The following is a 23,225-nucleotide window of genomic DNA, read 5'->3' on the forward strand; positions in this document are numbered from 1 at the left end:
ACATTCATACAGAGTCATTTACCGAGGCATGACGATGATCAAGACCGATGCATGGGTTCTCTACGCAGGACCGGAACCGAGCAGGAAGCAGGCGCCCGTGGCGGGCGAGCTGCGTCGCGAAACCTTCGAATTCTCCGATCTGGAAGCCGACGAGGTGCTGGTCGAGCCGCTGTACGGATCGTGGGAAGCGAACCTCGACCATGCGCTGTCGCGCAATCCGGTCGACATCTGCCGGCAGCGCCGCGAGGACAAGATCGTGCTCGGCAACGGTGCGCTGGTGCGCATCGTCGAGCGCGGCAGCGGCGTGAAGACGCTGAAGGAAGGCGAGATCTGCATGGTGATGCCGTTCGGCAAGCGCGACGAATACGGGTTCGCCGAGCTCGTCTATGCGTACGACGCGCCGGGCACGATCGGCGTGATGGCGCAGCGGACCAAGATGCGTGCCGACAACCTCGTGGCGGTGCCGACCGACAGCCGGCATTCGCTGCTGCAATGGGCGACGTACGGCCGCTACTTCACCGCGTGGGACAACTGGAAGGTGGCGTCGGCGTGCTGGCGCTCGCAGCTGCCGGACGTCGATCCGGCCGACTACCTGGTATTCGGCTGGGGCGGCGGCACGACGCTCGCCGAGCTGCAGCTCGCGAAGCGCGAAGGCTTTCGCGTCGCGATGACGGCGAGCAACGACCGGCGCCTCGAGGAGCTCGCGAAGCTCGGCATCACGCCGGTCGATCGCCGCAAGTTCCCGAATCTCGCGTATGACGACGAGCGCTACAAGACCGATCCCGAGTACCAGGCGAGCTATCGCGAGTCGGAGCGCGTGTTCGCGGAGACCATCGCGGAACTGAGCGGCGGCCGCGGCGTCGCGATCTTCCTCGACAACCTCGGCGGTGCGCTGTATCGCGCGACGATGCGCGTGGTCGGCCGCACCGGCATCGTCACGACGGTCGGCTGGAAGACCGGGATGCGCCTGTGGAACCTGCGCGCGACGGAATGCATCAACCGCCGCCTGCACATCCACACGCATGCGTGGCGCTACGACGACAGCATCACGATCCGCGACTTCCAGGAAACGAGCGGCTGGATCGGCCAGGAGCCGACCGAGATCTTCGATTTCGACGAGGTGCCGAAGCTCGCGTCCGACTACCTGAACGGGAAGATCCAGACGTATTTCCCGATCTACCGGATCAATGCCGTCTGAGCGGCAGGTCGCGCGCCGCGCCCGCATCGCTGCACGACGATTAGTCATGCAGACGATGTAGGCGCACGGCGCGCCGTGCAATCCATCTGACTGGAGAACGGCATGGCCACTGTGGAAATCGGGGATGTCGACGCCGGCACGGCGTCGGACGCCTCCAGACCGGCGCCGCTCGACGGCATCCGCGTGATCGACGCCGCGACGCTGTTCGCGGGCCCGCTCGCGGCGACGATGCTCGCGGACTACGGCGCCGACGTGATCAAGGTCGAGCATCCGGACGGCGATCCGGCGCGCAAGTACGGCGCGCGCCGCGACGACGTGCCGTTGTGGTGGAAGGTGCTCGCGCGCAACAAGCGGGCGGTCACGCTGAATCTCGGCACGGCCGACGGCCAGCGGATCTTCCGCGAGCTGGCGGCGCAGGCGGACGTGGTCGTCGAGAATTTCCGGCCCGGCACGCTCGAACGCTGGGGGCTCGGCTACGACGTGCTGTCCGCGCTCAACCCGCGGCTCGTGCTCGTGCGGGTGACGGGCTTCGGCCAGTTCGGCCCGTATGCGAGCCGCCCGGGCTTCGGCACGCTGGCCGAGGCGATGAGCGGGCTCGCGTCGATCACCGGCGAGGCGGACGGGCCGCCGCTGCTGCCGTCGTTCCCGCTCGCCGACACGGTCGCGGGGCTGACCGCCGCATTCGCGATCATGACCGCGCTGAAGGCGCGCGAGCGCACCGGGCGCGGCCAGGTCGTCGATCTCGCGATCATCGAGACGATGCTCGCGGCGATGGGCGCGCAGGTCGCGAGCTACGACCAGACGGGCCGGGTGCCCGAGCGCACCGGCAACCGTTCGCCGAACAATTCGCCGCGCGGCGTTTACCGAACGTCGGACGGCAAGTGGGTCGCGCTGTCGACGTCGGCGCACAGCATCGCCGAGCGCGTGATGCGCCTCGTCGGCCGCGCGGACCTGATCGACGAACCGTGGTTCGCGAACGGCGCCGAGCGCGCGAAGCATGCGGACGAGCTGGATGCGGCGGTCGGCGGCTGGATCGGGCAGCGCACGCGCGACGACGTGATCGCCGAATTCGAGCGCGCGCAGGCGGCGGTCGCGCCGATCTACGACGTCGCCGACGTGCTGCGCGATCCGCAGTACGTGGCGCTCGGCTCGATCGTGTCGGTGCCCGACGCGGAGCTCGGCGCGTTCCGCACGCACAACGTGCCGTTCCGGCTGTCCGACACGCCCGGCGCGATCCGCTGGGGCGGGCCTGCGCGCGGCACGCACAACGATGAAGTATTCGGCGCATTGGGACTGGAGCGGCGCGAGATCGCCGATTTGACCGAACGGGGCATTCTATGAAAACCAGCGCAACTTACCGCAGTTACCTCTACGTGCCCGCGCACAAGGCGCAGGTGGTCGAGAAGGCGTATGCAAGCGAAGCCGACGCCGTCGTGCTCGACCTCGAGGATGCCGTGCCGGCCAGCCACAAGGCCGAAGCACGCGAGGCGGCTGCCGCGATTCTCGCGGAAGGTCCGCCGAAGCCGACGTACGTGCGGATCAACCCGATCGGCAGCCCGTGGTGCCGCGACGACGTCGACGCGATCGCGCAGCCCGCGCTGCAGGCGCTGCGCCTGCCGAAGTGCGACCTGCCGCAGCATATCCAGGAAGTGGCGGGCTGGCTCGACGCGCTCGGCTGCGAGGCGGGCATCCAGATCCTGATCGAGTCGGCGTACGGCGTCGAGACGGCTTACCAGCTCGCGACCGCGTCGCCGCGGCTCGAACGGATCGGGCTCGGCGAGAGCGACCTGCGCGCGGATCTGCAGATCGGCGTCGACAACTTCACGCTCGAGGTGTGCCGCGCGCGCTGCGTGGTCGCGTCGCGCGCGGCGGGGCTGAACGGGCCGATCCAGACCGTCTATCACACGCTGCCCGATCTCGACGGTTTGAAGGAATCGACGCTGCGCGCGAAATCGATGGGGTTCGTCGGCCGCTTCGCGATTCATCCGTCGCAGCTTTCGGTGATCAACGAGGTGTTCACGCCGTCGGACGACGAGATCCGCGCGGCCCAGCGTGTGCTCGAGGCGGTCGATGCGGCGGCGGGCAAGGCCTCGGCGTCGTCGGTGTTCGTGCTGCCGGACGGCCGCGTGGTCGCGCCGCCGCTGATCGCCAACGCGCGCGTGACGCTCGCGCTCGCGAACAATCTTCGACTCAGTGGAGCACTGGCATGAGCACACCCGACACGCTTTCCGCGCCGGCGGCGGCCGCCGATACGACCGTACCGAACCGGCCCGCGCCGCCCGACGGCATCGTCGGCGCGCTGGGCCGCTTCGCGGCGGCGGTGCGCGCCGAAGGGCTGGATCGCAGGCTGCGCGTCGAGGCCGCCGCGCGGGTGCTCGACGTGGTCGGCAACAGCCTGATCGCGCACGACGAACCGGTCGCGCAGTCGGTGCTGCAGGTTGCGCGGCGCTGGGCCGGCACCGGCCCGGCGAGCGTGATCGGCGCGCCCGACCGGCTGCCGGCCGCGAGCGCCGCGCTCGTCAACGGCACGCTCGCGCATGCGATGGACTTCGACGATTCGCACATGCTGTCGGTGCTGCACCCGAGCGCGTCCGTGATTCCGGCCGCGCTCGCCGCCGCGCAGGCGAGCGGCGCGTCGGGCGCGGCGCTGCTCGATGCGATCACGGTCGGCACCGAGGTATGCATCCGGCTCGGGGTCGCCGCGTACAACGAGCGGCTCGGCAATTCGGTGTTCTTCGAGCGCGGCCAGCACGCGACGTCGATCTGCGGCACGGTCGGCGCGGCGGCGGCCGCGGCGATGCTGTTCGGGCTCGACGCCGCGCAGATCGCGGCGGCGCTCGGCATTGCCGCGAGCATGGGCGCGGGCCTGCTCGAAGCGAACCGCACCGGCGGCTCGGTGAAGCGGATCCACTGCGGCTGGGCGGCGCACGCGGGCGTGAGCGCGGCGGAACTGGCAGGCGCGGGCGTGACCGCGCCGCCGACCGCGCTCGAAGGCCGCTTCGGCTTCTTCCACGCGTGGTGCGGCGACCTCGCCGACGTCGACGCGGTGCTGCGCGACCTGGGCGACGAATGGGAGACGAGCCGGATCATCTTCAAGCCGTATCCGTGCAACCACTTCACGCATCCGGGCATCGACGCGGCGCTGCAACTGAAGGCGCAAGGCGTGACGGCGGACGACGTGGTGTCGGCCGAGCTGCGGGTCGCGACGTCGACGCTGCGCACGATCGGCGAGCCGGCGGAACTGAAGGCGAATCCGCCGAACGGTTATGCGGCGGCGTTCTCGGGGCCGTACACGGTCGCGGCGGCGCTGCTCGGCGGCGGCGGGCTCGGCGTCTGGTTCGACGATTTCGGCGATGCGCTTGCGCAGGACCCCGCACGGCGCGCGCTGGCCGCAAAGGTGCGCTGCGTGGCCGATCCGTGGTGCGACGCACGCTTCCCGACTTTCCTGCCGGCCGTGCTGCGCGTCGAGCTGCGCGACGGGCAAATGCGCGAGGCGCGGATCGAGTCGAGCAAGGGCACGAATTCGCGGCCGCTGACCGAACAGGAGCTCACCGCGAAATTCGTGCTGGCGGCGAGTTCGGCGCTCGGCACGGCGCGCGCGCTCGCACTGCGCGACGCGGTGCAGGCACTCGCCGACGATGCGCCGCTCGACGCGCTTGCGGCGCTGACGTCAGGGTCTGAAGGAGGACACCGATCTTGAATGCACCGCGCTGGAAAAAGCGGCCGCCCGGCTCGAACTGGGGCGATTTCGGTCCCGACGACCAGAAGGGGCGGCTGAACTGGCTGACGCCGGACAAGGTGCGGCAGGGCGCAGCCGAGGTTCGGGAAGGGCTGTCGTTCTCGCTGAGCCTGCCGCTCGACGTGCCGCGCGGCGGCGGGCTGAACGCGCGGCGCCGGCCGCCGGCGATCATGCCGGCGCTGCTCGGCGGCAAGCCGTACTTCGGCTATCGCGCGGACGAACAGGTTGCGAACGCAACCGATGTGGTCTGCGACGATTCGTTCTGCATGCACTCGCAGTTCTCGACGCAATGGGATGCGCTGTCGCACGTGGGCGGCCTGTTCGACGCGGACGACGACGGCGTGCCTGAAATCGTGTTCTACAACGGCTTCCGGATGGGCGAGCATCTGCGGGTGCCGCAGGAAGGCGACGCGACGGGCGGCGCGCGCGCGCTCGGCATCGAGGTGATGGCGCAGACGGGCGTGCAGGGGCGCGGCGTGCTGATCGACCTGCGGCGTCATTTCGGCGACGCGCGCACGAAGGTCGGCTTCGCGCAGCTGATGCAGGTGATGGACGCGGACCGCGTGCAGGTCGAGCGCGGCGACATCGTCTGCCTTCACACCGGCTTCGCGGATCTGCTGCTGAACGACGACGGCGGATCGCCGGCGACGGTCGCGAGCGCGTGCGTGCTGGACAGCAGCGATGCGCGGCTGCTGCAATGGATCGACGAATCGGGGCTGGCCGCGCTCGTGGCCGACAACCATGCGATCGAGGAACGTCCGCAGCATGCGCAGCCGCTCGCGCAACCGGGCGCACTGATGCCGTTGCACGAGCTGTGCCTGTTCAAGCTCGGCATTCACCTCGGCGAGCTGTGGCACCTGACGCCGCTCGCGAACTGGCTGCATGCGCACCGCCGGAACCGGTTTCTGCTGACCGCGCCGCCGCTGCATATCCGCGGGCTGGTCGGCGCGCCGGTGAATCCTGTCGCGACCGTTTGAGCGTGCGGGCGGCCGTGGCGGCGGCCGCCCGCACTTTTTTTGCAGCGCGACCGGCTTGCGCAAAGTGCGAATTCAATTGCCGATTGACAAGGTATTCAGAAGAATCGACGCGAAACGGGCAATTTAATTTAAAACCATAAATAATATCGCCCGTTATCTAAAAAATATCGACAAGTCAAGATTGGACTATTCTTGTGCGTTGCACTAAATATCAGGGGATTGCTCCGATTGCGGAATTTCGCAATCGCGATCGGAGGCGGTGATTAACCTGTTTAGTGGATGGTCGCAAACATGAATCTACGTTCGATCGATTTGAACCTGCTGGTCATACTCGATGCGCTGCTGACGGAGAAACAGGTCACGCGGGCCGGCCAGAAGGTCGGCCTCACGCAGCCGGCCGTCAGCAACGCGCTGGCGCGGCTGCGGTTCGTGTTCAAGGACGAGATCCTGGCGCGCACCGCGGTCGGCATGGAATTGACGCCGCGCGCACAGGCGCTGGCCATGCCGATTCGACAAATCATGCAACAAATCGAGGAATTATTTGAATCGGATTATCAATTCAATCCTTTTACGTCCGAGCGTCATTTTACGGTGCGCATGTCGGATCTCACCGAATTGCTTTTGCTGCCGGCCCTGCTGCGCTGCATGCGCCTGACCAGCCCGAATATCGGCATGGACGTCGTGCACATGAGCGCCGCCAAGACCGCCGACGCGCTCGAATCGGGGCTGCTCGACCTGGCGGTCAGCGCGGGCCTCGAACATTCGGGCACGCTGTCGTCGCAAACCGTGTTTCATGACCGGATGGTCTGCGTGATGAGCCGCAGCCATCCGGACGCGGGCAGGCCGCTGACGCTCGAACGGTTCCTCGCGCTCGACTTCCTCAACGTGACGATCAACCCGGTCGACCACAGCCTGGTCGACAACCTGCTCGCGAACATGAACTGCACGCGGCGCATCGCGCTCAACGTGCCGCACTGGCTCGTCGTGCCGAACATGCTGGATGCGCTGCCGTACGCGGTGATCATGTCGGAGCGGCATGCGGTGAGCCTCGACGATGCGCGGCTCGTGATCCGCGAGCTGCCGCTCGCGATGGAGCCCGTCGCGTGGTCGCTGTACTGGCACCGCCGCTACGACGGCAGCAACGCGCACGCGTGGCTGCGCGGCCGCATCGTCGAGGTCGCGGAAGCGCTCGAGCGGCACGGCATCGCGGCGGAGGCTTAGCGTGAGCCGCCCCAGGGCCGTTCACGCGGGTCGGCCGACGACGAGCAGCGGCGGCAGCGCGGCGACGTCGGGCTGCTCGTCGAGCCGCCACAGGTAATCGAGCGCAGTGCGGATCTGCGTCGGGCTCCAGTGTCGCCGGCAGTTCTTCGTGAACTTCGCGTCGTAGTCGTCGCGCCGCATCGGCCGCGTCGGCGAGCCGGGCAGGTCGTCCACCTGCTTCGCGCAGGTCGTGCCGTCTTCGCGCACGGCCGTCACCCGGTTCGGCGCCTGCGCCGGATAGCGGGCGGTCAGCGCCGGGTCTTCGTGCACCGTGATCCGCTCGATCAGCGCGCGCAGCGCCGGATCGCGCAGCGCGTCGTGCCGGTAGCTCTCGGTCGTGATGTCGCCGTCGAGCATCGCACGCGCGACGATGTACGGCAGGCTGTGATCGGCGGTCTCGTGGGTCGACGGCGCCCATTTTTCGCGGTCGCGGCCGGCCGTCACGTAGCCCACTTCGGTCGTGTGGATCTCGATGCGCCGGATGCGGCGCAGGTCGCCGACCTGCGCGGCGACGTCGAGCGCGGCCGGAATCGCGGTTTGCGTGAGCCCTTGCGCGGGATAGAACTTCACGAAGCACTTGCCGATCCGGAACGCGCCGCCGCGCCCGCCGAATTCGCGCGTGTCGACGGCGAACGGCCCGGACACCTGCGGAAAGAACCCCGCCATGCCTTCGAAAATCGGTGACGGGCCGGTCAACCCGGCGCGCGCGAGCTGCGTCGAGAACACCGCGTTGCGCGCCGCGTCCGCATCGGCGAGCGCCTTCCAGTTCGACAGTTGCTGGACGCGCGTCTGGTTCAGCGCGAGATGGCTGTTGATCGACAGGTTCACCGCCTGCACCAGCTGCGGCGCGGGCATGCGCATCAGCTTGCCGGCGGCGAGCGCGACGGCGGGCAGGCTGTAGCACGTGTGGTCCCAGCCGCGCGGGCTGATCGCGGCGGCGTCCATCAGCCGGCACGCGATCTCGTACGCGATCGCGATCGACAGGATCAGGTCGCGGCCGTTCGCATGCTGCGCTTCGGCGACGGCGAGGCACGCGGACATGTTGTCGCTCGGATGGCCGGTCTCCTTGCCGGCGTACGCGTCGTTGAAATCGTAGTAGCGCAGCGCGGTGCCGGTCGCGAACGCGGCGAGATCAGGGCTCGTGCGCTGGTTCGTGCCGACGATCGTCGATACGCCGCCCGGCGATGCGAGCGCCGCGTCGCGCGCGATCCGCACCGGGCGTTCGTCGTGCGCGGCGATCGCGCAGCCGAGCGCATCGATCAGGTGCGCCTTGATCGTCTCGATCGTTGCGGCGTCGAGGTCGCGATACTGCAGCCCGGCCGCGTAGTCGGCGAGCTGTTGCGCGAGATCCGGGCGGCCGGTGATGACGCCGGCGGCCGGCAGTGCGCCGGCGCGGGCATGGGCGAGCGGCAGCGCGAGCGCCGCGCCGGTCAGCGTGGCAAGGAAGTGGCGGCGGTTCATGGTGCGATGACTCCGAAGGTTCCTGAAACTGGGGGAGAGGCGAGCTCAGAACAGCTTGCGCAGGCCGAGTGCCGCGCCCGCGCTGCCGGCGCGGTCGGCGGCCAGCGAGTAGTGGAGGAAGTTGTAGTTGTAATTGTCGAAATCGAGCGCGGCGCGGCGCGCGTAGCCTCCCGCCAGATACAGCGTGACGGCTTTCGACAGGAAGTAGTTCAGCTGCAGCGTGATCTGCTGCGGGTTGGCCGGGTGCGGCGCGGGCGTCTGCGCGTTCGGCGGATTCAGTGCGCGGATGTCCTCGTAATAGAACGCGCCGATCGCCTGCAGGTAAGGGGTGATCATGTAGCGCACGCCGGCCCACCAGAACGTGTAGTGCGTCACGACCGACGGCGCGGCGACGCCGCTCTGGCCGTGCGTGACGCCGGCCAGCAGCTGCGCGCGGTCGACGGACACGATCGCGGCGGCGGCGTAGCGGCGGAAATGCGCGAAGCTGCCCGGCTGCGGCGTGTTGACGTTGTCGAACGCGGCGGCGAACGAGAAGGCGCCGCCGGCATAGTCGAAGCCGGCGCCGTAGGCGGCGTTCGACTGGAACGCGCCGGGCGTGCCGCCGAACGAATAGTGCGTTTCGAGCGTCAGCGAGCCGATCTTCGCCAGGTACTTGGCGACGTTGTTCTCGCGGAAGTTGACGCCGACGATCGCGCCGGCTGGCTCGTACAGCGTCGAGTACGCGCCCGTCGGCGAATAGCGCTCCATGACGTCGAACAGCGTCGAGTACTGGTGGCCGAGCCGCAGCGCGCCCCAGCGTTCGTGCTGCAGCCCGACCCACGCGGAGCGGTCGAAGCCGCCCGCGCCGGTGCCGGTGCCGTTGTTCAGGTTGATGCCGCTTTCGAGCCGGAACGCGGCCTGCCAGCCGCCGCCGAGTTCCTCGACGCCCTTCAGGCCCCAGCGCGAGCCGCTCTTGCCGCCCGACGCCATCCGCACGAGCGATGCCGACGACTTGTCGCCGGGCGCGGCCTGGTGGGTGAGGAATTCCGTATAGATGTCGGCCACGCCATACAGCGTGATCGTGCTCTGCGCGCAGGCGCCGGCCGATACGAGGCCCAGTCCGCACAGTGCGGACATCCGCTTGCCCATGGCTTGTCTCCTTCCAGGGTTTGTTATTTATTTGAATGCGGCGCCGCGCCGGTCGAGCGGTGCGGCGGTGCGGCGGGGCGCCGCTATCCGGGCCGGGCGGCGAACGGGCAGCGGCGCGGTGGAACGCACGCGTGCACCGCGCGACGCGCGCGTGCGCAGGGATGAACGGCGATGAAGGGCGGCGCGCGCATCACCGGGGCGCGCCGTCGGCACGCGCCTGCACGGCCGCGTGACGTGCGAGCACGCGCTTCGCGCGGGCGACGCCGGGCGCGTCGACCATCCTGCCGTCGACGCGCAGCGCGCCGCGCCCGTTCGCGCGCGCGTCGTCGTAGGCGGCCAGCACAGCGTGCGCGTCGCGCACCGCGTCGTCGTCGGGCCGGAACGCGCGGTTGAGCGCGCCGACCTGCCGTGGATGGATGCAGGTCGCGCCCGCATAGCCGAGCTCCGCGGACGCGCGCGCGAGGCGCTCGAACGCGTCGAGATCGCGCAGCTCGTCGAGGCCGCCGATGAGGCCGAGCGGCAGGATGCCGGCGGCGCGCGCGGCGATGATCAGCAGCTGCTTCGGCACGCGCAGCACGTCGGCGCCCGCGCCGCTTTCGCAGTTCAGCGCGAAGTCGCCGCCGCCCAGCATCATCGCGACGACGCGCGGCGATGCCCGCGCGATCCGGTCCATCGACTGGAACGCGCGCGGCGTCTCGACGATCGCGACGATCCGCGTGCCGCCGGGCGGCACGCCGGCTTCCTCCTCGAGCGTGGCCAGCAGTTCGTCGATCGCCTCGACGTGCGAGCCGCCGCGCACCTTCGGCAGCACGACGCCGTCCACGCCGGCCCGGACGGCCGCGCGCAGGTCGGGCACCAGCAGGTCGAGCGGACCGTTGGCGCGCACCAGCACGTCGCGGCCCGGCGCGCGCAGTGCCGGCACGGCGTCGGCCAGCCCGTCGCGGGCGGCCTCCTTGCACGCGGGCGGGACGCTGTCCTCGAGATCGAGGATCAGTGCATCGGCGTCGCTCGCGGCGGCCGATGCGACGAAGCGGGGGACGTGGGCGGGGACGTACAGCAGCGAACGCCAGACGGGTTGAGGCGACGAATTCATCGTTGATCTCGCAAAATGAAAGTCACTTTCATTTTTGTGATGGATGAGGGCATTCGTCAAGATTATCGTTAACGCCTAGTTTCAAAGGCGGTTGCAAGAAGATGAGCGACCGAAGCGGCGCGGATTCATGTTGATGTCATCGATGATCTGCGTATAATGAAAGTGACTTTCATTTTTTGATGCCGGCAGCCGCGATGCGGCACGACTCTGCCGGCACGCACGAGGTGGACATGAACAAGGTGGAGACAAGCAATCCGGCAGAGGGCGGCGTGGCCGCGGTCAACCGCGCGCTGACTGCGCTGCTGGCGTTCGGCAACGCGCCCGGCGGGCTGATGCTCGCGCAGGTCAGCGAGGAGACGGGGCTCAACATGAGCACGCTGTTGCGGATGTTCGAGTCGCTCGAGCAGTTCCGCTTCATCAAGCGCCTGCCGGACGGGCGCTACGTGCTGGGGCCCGCCGTGTTCCAGCTCGGGATGATGTATCGCGAGTCGTTCCAGCTGCGCGAGTACGTGATGCCGATCCTGTCGAAGCTGTCGGCGGAAACCGGCGAGACGGCCGCGTTCTACGTGCGCGAAGGCGACCAGCGCGTGTGCCTGTTCCGCATCCAGGCGCAGCGCTCGGTGCGCACGCATCTGCGCGAGGGCGACCGCTTCCCGCTCGACGTCGGCGCGGCCGGGCGCGTGCTGCTCGCGTTCAGCGGCACGCGCGGCGGCGACTACGAGAAGACGGCCGAGCAAGGCTACGCGGTGTCGATCGCCGAGCGCGACCCGGAAAGCGCGGCGATCGCGTGCCCGGCGTTCGGCGTCGGCCGCGTGCTGAGCGGCGCGATCTCGCTCGGCGTGCCGCGCTATCGCTTCAACAAGAAGGTGCTGGCCGACTACCTGCCGCGCGTGCAGGCGGCCGCCGCCGAGCTGACGCATGCGCTGGGCGGCGATCTGCCCGCCGCGGGCGCGGCGTTCCGCGCGGCCGACCAGCTTGGCGTGCTGCTCGAGTAGCGCCGTGCGCGACCGAGCGCGCGCACTTCGAAGTCCGCATCGAACGACGCACACACCAACCAGGAGACAAGCATGTTCGTTCCCGACCCGCAGGCCGCTCACGCGGCCGGCGCGCGCCGTCGCGCGTCCACCGGCCCGATCCATCCGAAACCGTTCGACGCCGGCGCGCAGGGGCCGCTCGCGGGCGTGCGCGTCGTCGACCTGTCGCGCCTGATGGCAGGCAACATGCTGAGCGTGCAGCTCGCCGATTTCGGCGCGGACGTCGTGAAGGTCGAGAGCGAGCGCGGCGATACGCTGCGCGCGGTCGGCGCGGGCGGGATCAGCACGAACTGGAAGGTGTACGGGCGCAACAAGCGCAGCGTATGCGTCGACCTGCGCGCGCCCGAGGGGATCGACATCGTCCGCCGGCTGGTGCGCGACGCGGACGTGTTCGTCGAGAGCTTCAAGCCCGGCGTTGCCGAGAAGATGGGGCTCGGCCCGGACGACCTGCTCGCGATCCGTCCCGAGCTGGTGATCGCGCGGATCTCCGGCTGGGGGCAGACAGGGCCGTACCGCCACAAGCCGGGCTTCGGCACGCTCGCGGAAGGGTATGCGGGGTTCGCGGCGATCAACGGCTTCGCCGATCGCGAGCCGGTGCTGCCGCCGATGTTCCTCGGCGACATGACGGCCGGGCTGTCCGGCGCGATCGCCGTGCTGGTCGCGCTGCATGCGCGCGACGCGCACGGCGCGGCGGGGCAGGTGATCGACGTGTCGCTGTTCGAGCCGCTGCTGTCGATCCTCGGGCCGGCCGCCGCGAACTACGTGATGACCGGCGAGATCAAGGCGCGCACCGGCAGCCGCTCGTCGAACACCGCGCCGCGCAACGCATATCGCACCCGCGACGGCAAGTGGCTGTGCCTGTCGAGCTCGACGCAGGCGATGGCCGAGCGGCTGTTCCGCGCGATCGGCCGCGCGGACCTGATCGACGATCCGCGCTATGCGACCAACGTGCAGCGCGTGCAGCACGCGGAGGCGCTCGATACGATCGTCGGCGAATTCATCGCCGCGCGCGATCTCGACGCCAATCTCGCGTTCTTCGAGGATGCCGGCGTGACGGTCGGGCCGATCCAGGACATCGCGCAGATCGTTGAGGATCACTACGTGATCGAGCGCGAGGCGCTCGTCGAGCTGCCGGACGACGACGTCGGCAGCCTGCCGATGCACAACATCACGCCGCGCCTGTCGGCCACGCCCGGCACGTTCCGCCGGCCGGCGCCCGCGCTCGGCGAGAACAATCGCGAGATTCTGCTGCCGCTGCTCGGCGAACGCGAATACGAGCGGCTCGCCGGGCTGGGCGTGATCCGCGCGCGCTAGGCGCGACGTGCGACGCGACCGCGAAGGACGGCCGCCGCACCCTGGACATTGCATGGAGGAGACACCATGAAGCCACGCTGGACCCATCGGCCGCCCGGCTCGAACTGGGGGGATTTCGGCCCGGACGATCAGAAAGGGCGCTTGAACTGGCTGACGGCCGACGCGGTGCTGCGCGGCGTCGCGGAGGTGCGCGAAGGCCGCGTGTTTTCGCTGAGCCTGCCGCTCGACGTGCCGCGCGGCGGCGGGCTGAACGCGCGGCGCCGGCCGCCGGCGATCATGCCGGCGCTGCTCGGCGACCAGCCGTACTTCGGCTATCGGGCGGACGAACAGGTTGCCAACGCAACCGACGTGGTCTGCGACGATTCGTTCTGCATGCACTCGCAGTTCTCGACGCAATGGGATGCGCTGTCGCACGTCGGCTCGCTGTTCGATCCGGCGGGCGACGGCGAGCGAGCCCGCGTGTTCTACAACGGCTACCGGATGGACGAGCACATCCAGGTGCCCGAAGCGGGCGCGCCGCGCGGCGGCGCGCGTGCGCTCGGCATCGAGGTGATGGCGCAAACCGGCGTGCAGGGGCGCGGCGTGCTGGTCGACCTGCGCCGCCACTTCGGCGACGAGCGGCGCAAGATCGGCTACGCGGAATGGATGGCGGTGCTGCGCGAGGACGACGTGATCGTCGAGCGCGGCGACATCGTGTGCGTGCATACGGGCTTCGCCGATCGCCTGCTCGACGCCGACGCGCGCGGCGAGCCCGGCGCGCCGGACGTGTGCTGCGTGCTCGACGGCAACGATCCGCGCCTGCTCGAATGGATCGACGCATCGGGGCTCGCCGCGCTCGCAGCGGACAACCACGCGGTCGAGGAGCGCCCGCGCCATGCGTCGGCGCGCGAGCGGCCCGGCGCGCTGATGCCGCTGCACGAGCTATGCCTGTTCAAGCTCGGCATTCATCTCGGCGAGCTGTGGCACCTGACGCCGCTCGCCGACTGGTTGCGCGCGCACCGGCGCAGCCGCTTCCTGCTGACCGCGCCGCCGCTGCACCTGCGCGGGCTCGTCGGGTCGCCGGTCAATCCGGTCGCCACCGTATGAACGCCGGCGCCGCGCGCACGCCGCGCCGGTGCCTTGTCCGCCGCTTCGCGCAGGCCGCGCGGGCGAATCATCGAGGAGTCGCCATGTCCCATTCCCATGCGGCGTCGATTGCCGCGCGCATCGACCGCCTGCCCGCGACGGCCAGCATCTGGATGCTCGTGCTGTTCCTGAGCGTCGGCGGTTTTTTCGAGGTCTACGACCTGTTCCAGATGACCTACCTGCCGCCGGGGCTGATCCGCGACGGCATCTTTCACGCGGGCTCGCACGGCGTGCTCGGCATGTCGGACCAGGGCGCGCTCGGCGCGGCGACGTTCGCCGGGCTGTTCGTCGGCGAGATGTTCGTGTCGCGCCTCGCGGACCGCTTCGGGCGGCGCGCGCTGTTCACCGGCGCGCTGCTGCTCTATACGGCGGCGAGCCTTGCGATGTGCGTGCAGACCCATGCGCTCGGCATTCTCGTGTGCCGCTTCATCGCGGGCTGCGGCATCGGCGCGGAGCTGATCACGATCGGCGCGTTCCTGACCGAGCTGGTGCCGAAGGCCGTGCGCGGCCGTGCGTTCGCGCTGTGCTTCGCGGTCGGCTATCTCGCGATGCCCGTGCTCGCGCTGGTGTCGTGGTTGTGGGTGCCGCACGATCCGCTGGGCATGTCCGGATGGCGCTGGGTCGTGCTGCTCGGCGGCAGCGGCGCGGCCGTCGTCTGGTGGCTGCAGTCGCGGCTGCCGGAGTCGCCGCGCTGGCTCGCCCGCACCGGCCGCGAGGCCGAGGCCGAAGCCGTGCTGCAGCGGCTCGAGCAGGCGGTCGAGCGGGAATCCGGCCGGCCGCTGCCCGCGGTCCGGATGCCGGCCGTCGCAACACCGGCCGCGCGGCGCGCGCCGTCGATGTGGGATGCGCGGCATCGCGGCCGCACGACGATGCTGATCGTGTTCAACGCATTCCTGAGCATCGGCTTCTTCGGCTTCAGCCAGTGGCTGCCGACGCTGCTCGCCGCGCAGGGCGCGACCGTCACGAAGAGCCTCTGGTATGCGTTCGTGATCGCGTTCGCGTATCCGGTGTCGCCGTTCGTCGCCGGCCTGCTCGCCGACCGGATCGAGCGCAAGTGGCTGATCGTCGCGTCGGCGTTTGGCGTCGCGCTGTTCGGCACCGCGTTCGCGATGTCGGCGCAGGCGCCGTTCGTGATCGCGTTCGGCCTGCTCGTCACGCTCTCCAACACGGTGCTCGCGAGCAACGGCACCGCGTATCAGTCGGAAGTGTTTCCGACCGAGATCCGCGGGCGCGCGCTCGGTTTCGTGCATTCGATCGGCCGCCTGACGGGAATCGCGAGCAGCTTCATCGTCGCGCTGCTGCTCGAACGCGCCGGGGTGTCCGCGGTGTTCGTGCTGATCGGCGGCAGCATGCTGATCGTGATGGTGTCGATAGGAGTGTTCGGGCCGTACACCAACAACCGGGCGCTGGACGAGATCACGGACAGCAGCGAGGATGGCGCCGAGAACGCGGCGGCGGTGCGCGGGCTCGCCGCATTGCCGACTCGGCGTGTCGATGGGCGGCATAAAGGAGCCGGGGATGGGGCGGTGTAATGGCGCCGGCAGCAACGGGGTAGGACGCGGATTCGAACGGCTTCAAGACGGCAGGCGCCGTCGCGCAGTCGATCGAGCGTCGTCGCGTCGCGACAAGATTGTCCGGTTTAAAAACTCATCGGGCCGCAAACCCGCGACCATCAGCCTTTCCCCGCATTTCCGAAAGGAAGTCATTGGTTATCGGTAACTACGATAATTTCTATTGCAGATACGTCTCTACTCGCAAAACCGGCCTTCGACTACTGTAGCCGTCACGTTACTACCGAGGCCATACATGTCCAAACTCAATCTCAAACTACTGGGTCCATGCCTGCTCGCCATTGCGATCGACGCGATGGGGTTCGGGCTCGTGTACCCGATCATGGCGGCGATCTTCTCCGATCCCCAATCCGGCATCATCGGCGCCGATACGAGTCCGCAACTCCGCAATTTCTACCTGGGGCTCGGGTACGGCGTCTATCCGTTCTGCATGTTCTTCGGCTCCTCGCTGATGGGTGAGCTGTCCGACGGCTACGGCCGGCGGAAGATCATGCTGCTGTGCGTGTTCGGGCTGGCTCTCAGCTACTTGCTGATGGCGCTCGGCGCGCTGCTGCCGAGTATCGCGCTGTTGCTGATCGGACGCGGCCTGAGCGGCCTGATGGCCGGTTGCCAAGGGATCGCGCAGGCCGCGATCACGGACATGAGCACGCCGGAAACCAAGGCGTACAACATGAGCATCATGTCGATCGCGTTCAGCGCGGGCGTCATCGTCGGCCCCGTGCTCGGCGGCGTCACGTCGGACCGCACGATCGCACCGTTCTTCAACTACGGCACGCCGTTCCTGCTGGTCGCCGCGCTGTCGGTCGTCTGCGGGCTCTGGACGTTCTGGTCATATCGCAACGCGGTCGCGCCGACCGGCAACACGCGTGTGGACCTGCTGATGCCGCTGCGGATCATCTACCAGGCCGGCACGCACCGCCGCATCGCGTTCCTGTCGATCGTGTTCTTCCTGATGCAGGTCGGCTACGGGCTGTATCTGCAGACGATCATGCTGGTGCTGCAGACGAAATTCCAGTACACGAGCTCGCAGCTCGGCCTGTTCAGCGGCCTGATCGGCATGTCCTTCGTGTTCGGGCTGATGGTGATCGTGCGGCTGATGCTGAAAATCTGGAACGTGGTCGACATCGCGAAGACGGGCCTGCTGATCGCGGGCGTCGGGCAAGTGCTGTCGGCGCTGTTTCCGCACGAAAACACGCTCTGGGTGCTCGGCATGGTGGTCGGCTGCTTCGACATGGTTGCATACACCACCATGTACACCGCGTATTCGGACGCGGTGACCGAGGACCGCCAGGGCTGGGCGCTCGGCGTCGCCGGCTCCGTGATGGCGATCGCCTGGGTCGTGACGGGCTTCCTCACCAACCTGTTGCCCGTGCTCGGCGAGCTCGGCCTGCTGATGGTCGGCGGCCTGAGTTTCGTCCTCAGCTTCGTGATGATGCTGGCGTATGGCCGAAAGTGGTCCGTGCCGACCGTGTCCGTCGGCTCGCGCGCCTACGACTGATGTGTCTTCTCCCGGCGCGCGCATCGCTGCCGATCGTTCCGGCGCGGCGCGCTACATGTCGAGCGCGCCGTTCGCAGCCCGCGCCATCGCCTTTGGCAGATACTCCTCGATGATCTTCACGACGACCTGTGTCTTCGAAGGGACGGGCCGCGTGACCGGCAGCAGCGCATGCAGGTCGAATCCCGGTACCGTGTAATCCGGCAGCAGCCTGACGAGCCGGCCGGATTCCAGGGCGTCGATGCAGACGTGTTCCTGAAGCACGCCGATACCCGCGCCGTTCAGCAGCAGCTCGTAGACCGGCCGCCAGTGGCTGGTGCTGATGACGACGTTGATCGGCGTCGGCCGCACCGATTTCGACGGGCTCATCAGGCGAAGCTGGCCGTCGTTGAAGAGCCCCGTGACGCGAATGAATGGGTGCCCGACGATGTCGGTCGGTTCCTCTGGCAGCCCGTGCTTTTCGATATAAAGCGGCGACGCGACCAGTACGCGTCGTACGTAACCCAACCGACGCGCGACGAAATTGCCATCGCCGATCTGGCCGAGCCGCAATGAAATATCGACGCCCTCGGTGACGGGGTCGGTGATTTCGTCATTCAGGACGAGATCGATATAGAGCTGCGGATTATGTTCGCGGATTACCGCGAGGATTTCCGGCAGCACGACTTCGCCAAACCCATGCGGCGCGGCAATGCGAATGCGCCCACGCACGATCTTGTTGCCGAGCGTGACGACGGCCCGCGCCTCGTCGGCCGCGTCGAGCACGATCTTGCTTCGCTGATAGAACAGAATGCCTTCATCGGTGCACGACACCGCACGCGTGTTCCGGAGCAGCAATTTGACGCCGAGAAACCGTTCGAGCCGATCGACGCGGTCGCTAACGGTAGGTTGGCCCAGGCCGAGATCTTTCGCGGCCCTCGATAAATTGCCGCGCTCGACAACCCGCACGAATATTCGCATGGCCGCCAGCAAATCCATAGTCCCTCGATAATCGGAAGAATTTAGTTATTCCGGAAGACGAAAAAACAGGTTCGTCCGTTGTTTTCCGACCGGCGGCGAGCGATAGAGCTCATTTTGAATGTTGCGATCTCGTTACGTGGGGCGGATGCGAAACTATACCCAATCCTGTCAACTTAAGCTGGGACTTTTGATGCATAGGAAATTCATAAATGCCGGAGGCGGTCGATCTGGCGCGTCGTGTGCGGCAATTGAGACGCTGAACAGCTGGGGCGCCACGTCACTACCTAACGACTTTCGCAAATCGGCAGCATTTCTGTTTGCAAAGCAACGATGTCAATTCGGCACCGGACATCGGCAACAGGAAGGGAACCGATGCGATCGGCTCAATGAATAAAAAGTGCTGGCCGGTGAACTGGCCAGCAAAATAGTCCTGGCGATCCGAGGTTGAAGTGTGCCAGAACCACAGGCCTTGAACGGCGTATGCCTGCAGACAGACGGGCATCTCAAACGATCTATCCCGAAAATCGGGGCCTTTCCGGCTCGAGCCCCCGCAACAATCTGTGATCGCAGTTTAGGCCAGGCTAGCGGATGCGGCGAGGTGTGCACTTACGCCCGGAAACGTGAAGGCATCGTCGGGCTTCGGTACGTCCCATTTTGCGATCATCGCGTCATTCGGAAGATAGTCAGGATCGGCCGACGCGACCCCGGCCCACACTCCTCGAGATACCTGCCTGCCATGGAGATAAAAGTGCAGCTCCCGGCCCGCGCGGTCGTAAGTACACCTGATTTTCTCCACCGATTGACCCAATCCTCTAATCTGTGCGACCTGATTGCGATCCAACTCGAACATGGCACTCACCACCCCATCGCAATCGCCAATGCCAATCATGTTGCTGTCATCAGTTAATGTCCACGGCGGATGCGGCGTGCCTAAGCGCAGCATAAAAAAATCTGCGGATTCTGAACCAACCATCATGTTTCTCCTGCAACAATACGTCGCTCTACTAACTGAAATTTAATAAATACGCATGCTCATTCAATCCTGTTCTCCTCGCCGTGCCTGGATGCTTGAGTGGACGTACCCCAGCGCCTTGCAACGGGCGGGCGCAACATTGAAACGCCCAGCACCCGTAGCTTCCGAAGCACCTACACGCTTGCCTGACGAGTCACGGTTTCTGCGGAGATGCTGTCCGAACCGGAAAGTCTCATCGCAACAGCAGTTGCCGCCGTGCTCCCGTAGACGTTGAGGGCGGTTCTCCCCATGTCGAAAAAGGCATCAACGCCCAAAAGCAGCAGCACCGCATCGGCCGGTAACCCTATCGACGTTAGAACGATGGTGATGGCTACGATCGCCCCGGAGGGCACATTGGCTGCTCCGTCGATGGTGACGATCGTCAAAATCAAAATCGAAATCGCCAGCGGCCAAGACCAGACAAGGTGATATGCGTCGGCCAGATAGCCGACCGCAAGGGCCGTGTAGAGGACCGCGCCGTCGCGATTGAAAATATATGCCAGAGGCAAAATCGTGGACGCCACGCCGTAGGGAACGCCCAATTCAACCAACTTCTTCAGGTGCAACGGGTATGTAATTTCAGACGAACGCGTCGTGAAACCAAGGATCAGTGGTTCCTTCACCTTCCTGAGAACTGCGAGAGGCGACTGGCCGGCGAGGCGAATGACGGTGGTGAGTACAACCGCCAGAACCGCCATGCCGAGATATGCCACGCCCAGAAGCTCGATAAGCGAGTGCGCACCGGTAAAGCCCTTAGCTGACAACAGCTGCGCGATCGCGGCGAAGATCGCGAGCGGCGACCATGCGATCACCCACTGGGTCATCTTGAATAGTCCCGACAGCAGCGCCTCGAAAACGGCAATCGCAGGCTCAGCACGCTCCGGGGCAGCCGCCAATGCAGCGCCGAAAATTACTCCGAAAACGAGCACTGGGAGAGAATTCCCTGCAGAGAGCGCAGCGACGATGTTTGCGGGGATCAAATCAACGAGAAATTTCGTCCAGTCGATGCTGGACACGAGAGCCGTGGGCATCGATCCAGAGTGAATCACGCTCGCACCGAGACCCGGTCGAAATACAAAGTTGAGCAGCAGGCCGAGCGATGCAGCCAAGCCAGTCATGGAAACGAAGAAGCCGATACTGGACAGTGCGACCTTTCCAAGCCGCTCGCGAAGTCTGCCCGCACGAAAGACACCGACCGTGACCGACAGGAAGATCAACGGCATGACGACCATCTTGATCGCGTGGCCAAACATCGTGCTTAAAAAGCCTAGCTTCGCGGCAAAGCCGGGAGCAAACACGCCGCAAGCGGCGCCTAGGACAAGTCCGCCAAGCATTTGCATCGGGAGGAAAGACCCCTTATTTTTCGTGTTCATGCTGCGCCTTTAGCAGTTTTATCCGTGCCGGAGTACCGTCAATGATGTGATTCCACATATGCTGACGCGCAAGCTCGCCGTTGTTCGCTTCGATTGCGTGAAAGATATGCAGGTGCTCGATCGTGCCGCGCCGAACGGTTTCAGCGTCGCCACGCGGGAGTTCGTTTAGGGCTAAGGTTTGGGCCCGCAATAGACCATACGCCGATGAGATTCGCGCGTTCCTTGCGGCGGCAAACAACTCTTGATGAAACACCCAACCGACACGTTGCTCGAGCATGATGTCCGCGACGTCTCGGTCAACCAACTCCTGCATTTTCTCTGCCGCCTCGCGAAGGCCTACCGTTACTCCCGACCTAGCTGCAAGAAACGCTGCTGTACTCTCTAGGGCCAGCCGCATTTCAAAAATTTCGCGGAGATCGCTCGTAGTCGGCGATGCGACATAGGTCCCACTCTTTTCGATCACGACGACCAACCCTTCTGACTCAAGCAAATGCAATGCGCTGCGCACGGGCATTTGGCCGAAGCCAAGTTCGTCCGAGAGGCCTCGGTGGGATACTTTCTGCCCAGGCGCAAGGCGGCCGTCAAAGATCCTCGATCGGATCTCGTCGTAGGCAAGCTCTGCATCTGTCGAGACTTTCGACGTCATCTGTGATCGCAGTTAGCGTATGATTGGAAAAGAGATGGCTGCCAGGAAATTATCCTTACCGGTAACGCCCCGCAACTGCTAATTTTGCTAGTGGGTATGCAGAAAGAGAACCGGAAGAAAATCTGCGTCACGACGAGAGCTGATCATTAAATGACTTCACAAGATGTGCGCTTTACCATCTGCGGCGTCCGTGCGGAAGAAACCTATCCCCTCAGGGCCGCCATCTTGATGGCAGGAGACGAGGAGCGGAGCGCTCTACACGGAGACCTTGCCCCGACGACAATGCACTTTGCCGTTCGTGACAACGACAATATTGTTGCTGTGGCGACAGTGTGTAAAGAAGGACAATCCGGCGTTTCGAACTCTGAAGCCTGGCGCCTTCGCGGCATGGCCGTCCATCCATCGGTACGTGGTCTGGGATTCGGACGCCTGCTGGTCAATCTATCCATTCGCTATGTCCGCGAACAGCGCGGAATTCTGCTCTGGTGCACGGCGCGTGAATCAGCATATCAATTCTATGAAATGCTCGGCTTTAATCGCAATCCGATACCGATTTCAATGCACGATCGCGACGACATGAGGTTCTATCTAATGCAGCGCCAGATCGAGTGCTGATCTTCGTCTGCTACCGACGTTCGGTCGCAATCGGGGGCCGATATCAGGCGATGCGACGATCGAAGCCGTGAGCAGTCGGCACTGATTGATCGCCAAGGATGCTGGAATCGACATGCAGTAGTGTGATCCTGATACTCCCGGGTCAATGAAGTTCGGTCGCGGCCACAGGAGACGGCGTGCATCGAAGTTGAGGCGCCATACCTCGTGGTGACCAGATGGAGGCAGGCTCCCGAGATTGCGGAGCCCATGATGATGTGGGCCGTCTGGTTGTGGTCGGCGAAGGTCTGATGAAGCGAGAAGGCTGTGCCACGGAGATGGGTGCGAGTACCGCAGCGTCCAGCCTTGCCCGGATCATGAGCACTCGATCGCCACGGCGTCTGTCGACCGACTGAGCCTGATCTCGCCCAGGTAGGCGCTGTCGCCCAATTCGCACTCGCGCCAAGCGTTGCCGAGGGCATGTCGGATTTTGACTCTGTAGGAACCGCTGCCCTTGGCCAGGCCGTCGAACCGGAAATCGCCGAAGCCGTCCGAGACGGTTTCGGCTACCTGCCGATTACCGACGTACAAGGCGACGGCCGCATCCGTAACACACTCGACCACGTCTCCCGCCTGGACACTGACACTTCCGCCGACGAAGCACGTTTCCCAACGCTCAAGGCCCCTGTACCACACGCGGGGCTTCGTGCCCAGGTTGGGTCGCAATACCTGGAGTCCCTCGCGCCGGGCCTTCTCGGCCATCGCCGTGTCATCGAGCTTGACCGTCTCGAAGACATCGGTGGGGCACGACTGCTGACAACGCGGGCGGGACCAACCCTGGTCAAGCAAATGAGCATCGAAGATCCAGATCTGGGGCAGTTGCAACTCCTCGTTCCAGACGATCGCCTTATAAGGGCAGGCCTTGACGATGTCCTTTCGGCCGCGCGCCTTGTCCGGATCGATGATGACGATGCCGTCGGCACGCTTGCGAATGGCGCTGCCGCCCACACGCATGCAGGGCGCGTCGTCGCAGTGGTTGCACATGACCGGCAGATAAGTAGTCTCGACCATATGCGAGGCGCCCTGGACGCGACGCAGGATGCGAATGGGGCTCTCGGCGTTGGCCGCGGCGGGCGCAGCGTAACCGGGGAAGTCGTTGCCGACGTGCTCGTCCCGCGCGGCGATCACGCAGTTCTGGCAGTTCTCGCAATGCCCGACTTTGATAATCAGGTTCCACTTGCTCATTTG

At 66.2% G+C, this 23,225-nt stretch carries 20 protein-coding genes; 12 read left to right on the forward strand and 8 right to left on the reverse strand.

Annotation, left to right across the window (positions count from 1 at the left end; genetic code table 11):
• The first annotated feature begins 34 nt into the window (after positions 1 to 34).
• From AC3WLY_RS09405 to AC3WLY_RS09430, 6 genes are all read left to right on the forward strand, one after another.
• Positions 35 to 1,198 carry a quinone oxidoreductase family protein gene (locus tag AC3WLY_RS09405; protein WP_072445218.1) on the forward strand — a complete coding sequence of 388 codons (1,164 nt, stop codon included), beginning with the start codon at positions 35 to 37 and terminating at the stop codon, positions 1,196 to 1,198.
• Between the two features lie 102 nt (positions 1,199 to 1,300).
• A complete protein-coding gene (locus AC3WLY_RS09410) occupies positions 1,301 to 2,539 on the forward strand; it encodes a CaiB/BaiF CoA transferase family protein (RefSeq protein ID WP_492308985.1) in 1,239 nt (412 codons plus the stop codon).
• A complete protein-coding gene (locus AC3WLY_RS09415) occupies positions 2,536 to 3,408 on the forward strand; it encodes an HpcH/HpaI aldolase/citrate lyase family protein (protein WP_492308984.1) in 873 nt (290 codons plus the stop codon). The genes AC3WLY_RS09410 and AC3WLY_RS09415 overlap by 4 nt, the downstream gene beginning before the upstream one ends.
• A complete protein-coding gene (locus tag AC3WLY_RS09420) occupies positions 3,405 to 4,898 on the forward strand; it encodes an MmgE/PrpD family protein (protein ID WP_492308983.1) in 1,494 nt (497 codons plus the stop codon). The genes AC3WLY_RS09415 and AC3WLY_RS09420 overlap by 4 nt, the downstream gene beginning before the upstream one ends.
• On the forward strand, positions 4,895 to 5,914 hold the full coding sequence (locus AC3WLY_RS09425; protein ID WP_492308982.1) for a cyclase family protein: 1,020 nt from the start codon (positions 4,895 to 4,897) through the stop codon (positions 5,912 to 5,914). Before AC3WLY_RS09420 ends, AC3WLY_RS09425 begins: the two co-directional genes overlap by 4 nt.
• Positions 5,915 to 6,205: 291 nt before the next feature.
• Positions 6,206 to 7,135, forward strand: a complete 930-nt coding sequence (locus AC3WLY_RS09430; protein ID WP_492308981.1) for a LysR family transcriptional regulator — start codon at positions 6,206 to 6,208, stop codon at positions 7,133 to 7,135.
• Between the two features lie 21 nt (positions 7,136 to 7,156).
• Here AC3WLY_RS09430 and AC3WLY_RS09435 read toward each other — a convergent pair whose 3' ends face one another.
• The 3 genes from AC3WLY_RS09435 to AC3WLY_RS09445 all read right to left on the reverse strand — a co-directional run bounded on the left by AC3WLY_RS09435 (position 7,157) and on the right by AC3WLY_RS09445 (position 10,856).
• Positions 7,157 to 8,635, reverse strand: a complete 1,479-nt coding sequence (locus tag AC3WLY_RS09435; RefSeq protein ID WP_492308980.1) for an MmgE/PrpD family protein — start codon at positions 8,633 to 8,635, stop codon at positions 7,157 to 7,159.
• Between the two features lie 45 nt (positions 8,636 to 8,680).
• Positions 8,681 to 9,763 carry a porin gene (locus tag AC3WLY_RS09440; RefSeq protein ID WP_175963833.1) on the reverse strand — a complete coding sequence of 361 codons (1,083 nt, stop codon included), beginning with the start codon at positions 9,761 to 9,763 and terminating at the stop codon, positions 8,681 to 8,683.
• 190 nt (positions 9,764 to 9,953) lie between these two features.
• Positions 9,954 to 10,856, reverse strand: coding sequence for an HpcH/HpaI aldolase/citrate lyase family protein (locus tag AC3WLY_RS09445; RefSeq protein WP_425132423.1), 903 nt, complete (start codon positions 10,854 to 10,856; stop codon positions 9,954 to 9,956).
• Positions 10,857 to 11,086: 230 nt separating this feature from the next.
• Here AC3WLY_RS09445 and AC3WLY_RS09450 point away from each other — a divergent pair, with 230 nt between their 5' ends.
• From AC3WLY_RS09450 to AC3WLY_RS09470, 5 genes are all read left to right on the forward strand, one after another.
• Positions 11,087 to 11,851, forward strand: a complete 765-nt coding sequence (locus AC3WLY_RS09450; protein ID WP_034184341.1) for an IclR family transcriptional regulator — start codon at positions 11,087 to 11,089, stop codon at positions 11,849 to 11,851.
• 72 nt (positions 11,852 to 11,923) lie between these two features.
• Entirely contained in the window at positions 11,924 to 13,204 is a 1,281-nt protein-coding gene (locus AC3WLY_RS09455) for a CaiB/BaiF CoA transferase family protein (protein ID WP_175963831.1), read from the forward strand.
• A gap of 66 nt (positions 13,205 to 13,270) precedes the next feature.
• The gene (locus AC3WLY_RS09460) at positions 13,271 to 14,290 is read left to right on the forward strand and encodes a cyclase family protein (protein ID WP_175963830.1); all 1,020 of its coding nucleotides are present in this window, start codon (positions 13,271 to 13,273) and stop codon (positions 14,288 to 14,290) included.
• A gap of 83 nt (positions 14,291 to 14,373) precedes the next feature.
• Positions 14,374 to 15,861 carry an MFS transporter gene (locus AC3WLY_RS09465; RefSeq protein WP_175963829.1) on the forward strand — a complete coding sequence of 496 codons (1,488 nt, stop codon included), beginning with the start codon at positions 14,374 to 14,376 and terminating at the stop codon, positions 15,859 to 15,861.
• A gap of 274 nt (positions 15,862 to 16,135) precedes the next feature.
• A complete protein-coding gene (locus AC3WLY_RS09470; protein WP_175963828.1) occupies positions 16,136 to 17,398 on the forward strand; it encodes an MFS transporter in 1,263 nt (420 codons plus the stop codon).
• Positions 17,399 to 17,449: 51 nt separating this feature from the next.
• On the opposite strand, the gene AC3WLY_RS09475 is transcribed toward AC3WLY_RS09470, so the two are convergent.
• From AC3WLY_RS09475 to AC3WLY_RS09490, 4 genes are all read right to left on the reverse strand, one after another.
• Positions 17,450 to 18,373: a LysR family transcriptional regulator gene (locus tag AC3WLY_RS09475; RefSeq protein WP_175963827.1), complete on the reverse strand. Its 924-nt coding sequence runs from the start codon at positions 18,371 to 18,373 to the stop codon at positions 17,450 to 17,452.
• 553 nt (positions 18,374 to 18,926) lie between these two features.
• Complete coding sequence (locus AC3WLY_RS09480) at positions 18,927 to 19,331, reverse strand: hypothetical protein (protein ID WP_492308979.1); 405 nt, start codon at positions 19,329 to 19,331, stop codon at positions 18,927 to 18,929.
• Positions 19,332 to 19,501: 170 nt separating this feature from the next.
• On the reverse strand, positions 19,502 to 20,740 hold the full coding sequence (locus tag AC3WLY_RS09485; protein ID WP_492308978.1) for a dicarboxylate/amino acid:cation symporter: 1,239 nt from the start codon (positions 20,738 to 20,740) through the stop codon (positions 19,502 to 19,504).
• Complete coding sequence (locus AC3WLY_RS09490; protein ID WP_175962923.1) at positions 20,724 to 21,386, reverse strand: GntR family transcriptional regulator; 663 nt, start codon at positions 21,384 to 21,386, stop codon at positions 20,724 to 20,726. The genes AC3WLY_RS09485 and AC3WLY_RS09490 overlap by 17 nt, the downstream gene beginning before the upstream one ends.
• A 150-nt stretch (positions 21,387 to 21,536) precedes the next feature.
• On the opposite strand from AC3WLY_RS09490, the gene AC3WLY_RS09495 reads away from it, so the two are divergent.
• Positions 21,537 to 22,001, forward strand: coding sequence for a GNAT family N-acetyltransferase (locus tag AC3WLY_RS09495; RefSeq protein WP_425131125.1), 465 nt, complete (start codon positions 21,537 to 21,539; stop codon positions 21,999 to 22,001).
• A 351-nt stretch (positions 22,002 to 22,352) separates the two neighbouring features.
• On the opposite strand, the gene AC3WLY_RS09500 is transcribed toward AC3WLY_RS09495, so the two are convergent.
• Positions 22,353 to 23,222: a 4Fe-4S dicluster domain-containing protein gene (locus AC3WLY_RS09500; protein WP_425131124.1), complete on the reverse strand. Its 870-nt coding sequence runs from the start codon at positions 23,220 to 23,222 to the stop codon at positions 22,353 to 22,355.
• Between the last annotated feature and the right edge of the window lie 3 nt (positions 23,223 to 23,225).

The organism is Burkholderia sp. FW306-1C-G01B (assembly GCF_058781685.1).